We start from the raw sequence: 3,902 nt of genomic DNA on the forward strand, positions 1-3,902 counted from the left end.
TCCTTCAGAATGACATCTAATCGCTGTTTGCTAATGCTATTTGCTCCCTCAGAATGACAGCAAATAAACCGTTGTCCAAATCTACGCGCTACTCGTTATCCGGGCTGCAGGCCAGTGAAAAATCGTAATCTATTAGATCTTCTTTCAGGTAGTTATCGTATGCCGTCATATCGAAATAGCCGTTCCCGCTGAGACCAAACAGAATAACCTTTTCTTCGCCGGCCTCTTTTGCTTTAATGGCCTCATCAATCGCCTGACGGATTGCGTGAGAGCTTTCCGGCGCCGGAATAATTCCCTCTGCCCGGGCGAACTGAAGTGCCGCTTCAAACACGTGCGTTTGCCGGTACGCAGTTGCCTCGATTATACCTTTGTCGTACAGCAAGCTCACGATCGGTGAGTCGCCGTGATATCGCAAACCGCCTGCATGGATGCCGACCGGCACGAAATCATGACCGAGCGTATACATCTTTGTATACGGCGTCATCCCGGCGACATCTCCAAAATCGTACCGGTACTCGCCTTGGGTCAAGGTCGGGCAGGCCGTCGGCTCAACTGCAATCACCCTCAGATCTTTACCCGCAAACTTGTCCTGGATAAACGGAAAGACCAGACCAGCGAGATTGCTGCCGCCCCCGCAGCATCCGATTACTACATCCGGGTAATGCCCGGCCATCTCCATCTGCTTCTTGGCTTCAAGGCCGATAATCGTCTGATGCAGGAGCACGTGGTTGAGAACGCTTCCCAGGGCGTAATGCGTGTCGTCCCTCATTGCGGCCTCTTCCACCGCCTCGCTTATCGCAATACCGAGAGAGCCCGGCGAATCCGGGTCTTTTTCAAGAATCGTGCGTCCAGCCTGCGTTAGATTAGTTGGGCTCGCGTGCACCGTAGCCCCGTAAACCTCCATTAACGAGCGGCGGTAGGGTTTTTGCTGGTAGCTGACTTTAACCATGTAAACAACGCACTCCATGCCGAAAAAATTGCACGCCATAGAGAGCGCACTACCCCACTGACCCGCGCCGGTCTCGGTTGTTAATCTGTTTATACCTTCTTGCTTGTTATAATATGCCTGTGCGATGGCCGTGTTTGGCTTATGGCTGCCGGTGGCGTTTCCACCTTCGTACTTGTAATAGATTTTTGCAGGAGTATCCAGGGCTTTCTCAAGCCTGCGGGCCCTATAAAGTGTCCCCGGCCTATAAAGTTTGTAAATCTCGAGCACTTCGTCGGGAATCTCGATCCAGCGCTCGGTGCTCACTTCTTGCCCGATGAGCGCCATGGGAAAGAGGGGAGCGAGGTCGGCGGGGCCAATCGGCTCTTTTGTCGCCGGATGGAGGTAGGGATCCATGGGATAAGGAAGATCCGCCAGGATATTATACCAGGCTGTGGGAATCTCCTTTTCACTTAAGATAAACTTGTTTGTTTCCAACTAGAACACTCCTTTTCTTTGTTCACTTATAGTTGTCTAATATGTATATCTAATATATGTTTATACTATATACAACCTATATGTGTCTAATATCTATAAGCTCGGCCAGTTTCCCGGCCGGATCTTTGCTTTTGAGCAACGATTCCCCGATAAGAAGCCCCATCGCTCCGGCATCCAGAAGCCTCTTGATATCTGAGCTGCTGGAAATACCGCTTTCACTAATGACAATCCTATCATCCGGGACGAATTGCATCAAATTTATTGAGGTATTTAGATCGGTTTTCAATGTATCCAGGTTTCGATTGTTGATACCGAGAAGCCTAGCGCCGCTTGCGATCGAAACTTCTAGCTCAAGCCTGTTGTGCGACTCGAGCAAAACCTCAAGGCCAAGCTCATGGGCCAGGCTTAAGAATCGCAGGATTTGCGCATCGGTTAAGATGGACGCTATCAGCAAGATTACATCCGCGCCGTAGGCGTAGGCCTCATATATCTGGTACTCATCGACAATGAAGTCTTTTCGAAGGATGGGCAGCATAGTACAGCGCTTTACCTCAAGCAAGTCCGCCGGGCTTCCGCCGAAATATTTTTCATCCGTGAGCACGGATATGCCCGCCACGCCGCTGCTTTCATAAATCCTTGCAAGCTCGGTGAGGCTATAACCGCAGTTCATGTCACCACCGGAGGGCGAGCGTCGCTTTATTTCGGCGATGATTGGCACCTCGCGCGAGCGGATGCTTTCGATAAGGCTGCGTCGCTCGATGCCGTCACCGGGCGCCATCTCGTTAACCGGGTTGAGCTTCTTTAACGCCTCAACATAAAACCTTTTGTCCTCGACGATTTGATCCAGTATCACTTCAATTCCCCTACGCTCGGTTTAACGCCGAACTCACGAAGCGCCTGGAGTTTGGCAAGCGCCCTGCCGCTATCGATCGATTCTTTAGCCATTCGCATGCCCTCTTTAAATGAGGATGCTTTGTCGGCGGCGATTAAACCGGCCGCGGCGTTCATTAAAACAATATCTCGTTTCGGGCACTTGGCGCCTTTTAGAACTTGCAGTGTTAGCTCGGCGTTATCCTCTGCGGTACCGCCCCGCAAGTCCTCGATCGTCGCCCGTTTTACACCGCACTCCTCGGGGGTGATTTCGTAAGTCTCAACCCCGCCGTCCTTAAACTCTGAGATAACGCTTTCCCCGGTGGTGGAGAGTTCGTCAAGGCCGTCGTGTCCGTAAACGACCAAGGCGTGCTTTATGCCGAGATTTCCAAGAACCCGCGCCATAACCTCGGTCAGCTCACGGTCATAGACGCCCAGTACCTGGGCGGTTGCACCCGCAGGGTTGGTGAGAGGGCCGAGGATGTTAAACACGGTGCGCACACCGATCTCGCGCCGTGGGCCCATTGCATGCTTCATCGAACCGTGGAAGTTGGGGGCGAACATAAAACCGATTCCAATCTCTTCAATACATCGTTCCACCTCATCGGGGGCCATGTCGATCCGTACACCGAGGGCTTCAAGAACATCCGCGCTTCCGCTCTTACTTGAAACCGAGCGGTTCCCATGCTTTGCTACCGGTACTCCTGCGCCCGCCACGACAAATGCGACGGTCGTTGAGATATTAAACGTATGTTGTTGATCCCCGCCGGTACCGCAGGTATCTACGATATCGACGACATCCGGCTTTATCCTACTTGCTTTGTCCCTCATGACTTTTGCGAAACCGGATATTTCATCAACCGTCTCGCCTTTCATTCTTAGGGCGGTAATAAGCGATGCGATTTGCGCTTGCGTCGCCTCGCCGTTCATGATAACATCCATTACTCGTTCGGCTTCATCTCTTGTAAGGTCTTTGTTATCGATAACCTTTTTTATCGCTTCAACTAACATTTTATCTCCTCCTTAATCCTAGCCAACAGCGATCTTATTCAGATGGTCGGCTCCCAAAAAATTCCTCAGGATGGCCTTTCCTTCGCTTGTGAGTATCGATTCGGGGTGGAATTGCACGCCCTCTATAGGGAACTCGCGGTGCCGTAGTGCCATAATCAACCCGTCCTCGGTCTCGGCCGATACCTCGAGACAAGACGGGAGCGTTTCTTTCTCGACGATGAGCGAATGATACCTGGTAGCGGTAAACGGGTTGGGGATGCCCGAAAATATCGTCTTGCCGTCGTGGAGTATCTTCGATGTCTTACCGTGAACCAGCGTACCGGCGTGGACGACCTTGCCGCCGAACGCCTCGCCTATCGACTGGTGCCCGAGGCATACGCCAAGCACCGGGATGGTTCCGGCGGCTTCTTTTATCAGATCGATGGATATCCCCGCATCCTCGGGTCTGCCGGGCCCAGGGGAGATAACAATACGGTCGGGCTTCATCCCCATAATATCCTTGACCGTTTTTTCATCGTTCCTGAACACGACCAGCTTCTCGCCCATCTCTGCAAGGTACTGGACCAGGTTGAATGTGAATGAATCGTAGTTATCGATC

4 protein-coding genes are annotated in these 3,902 nt (G+C 52.1%); all 4 read right to left on the reverse strand.

Translation table 11 applies throughout. The annotated features are described in order from the left end of the window. Positions 1-88: 88 nt before the first annotated feature. The 4 genes from COY37_RS09325 to COY37_RS09340 all read right to left on the reverse strand — a co-directional run bounded on the left by COY37_RS09325 (position 89) and on the right by COY37_RS09340 (position 3,901). Positions 89-1,423, reverse strand: a complete 1,335-nt coding sequence (locus COY37_RS09325; RefSeq protein WP_286678759.1) for a TrpB-like pyridoxal phosphate-dependent enzyme — start codon at positions 1,421-1,423, stop codon at positions 89-91. Positions 1,424-1,499: 76 nt separating this feature from the next. After that, positions 1,500-2,276 carry an indole-3-glycerol phosphate synthase TrpC gene (gene trpC, locus COY37_RS09330; RefSeq protein WP_286977348.1) on the reverse strand — a complete coding sequence of 259 codons (777 nt, stop codon included), beginning with the start codon at positions 2,274-2,276 and terminating at the stop codon, positions 1,500-1,502. After that, complete coding sequence (gene trpD / locus COY37_RS09335) at positions 2,273-3,304, reverse strand: anthranilate phosphoribosyltransferase (RefSeq protein WP_286678761.1); 1,032 nt, start codon at positions 3,302-3,304, stop codon at positions 2,273-2,275. The genes trpC and trpD overlap by 4 nt, the downstream gene beginning before the upstream one ends. Positions 3,305-3,322: 18 nt before the next feature. Next, positions 3,323-3,901 carry an anthranilate synthase component II gene (locus tag COY37_RS09340; RefSeq protein WP_353683017.1) on the reverse strand — a complete coding sequence of 193 codons (579 nt, stop codon included), beginning with the start codon at positions 3,899-3,901 and terminating at the stop codon, positions 3,323-3,325. Between the last annotated feature and the right edge of the window lies 1 nt (position 3,902).

The sequence above is a fragment of the Candidatus Aquicultor secundus genome, assembly GCF_002791875.1.
Taxonomy (GTDB): domain Bacteria; phylum Actinomycetota; class Aquicultoria; order Aquicultorales; family Aquicultoraceae; genus Aquicultor_A; species Aquicultor_A secundus.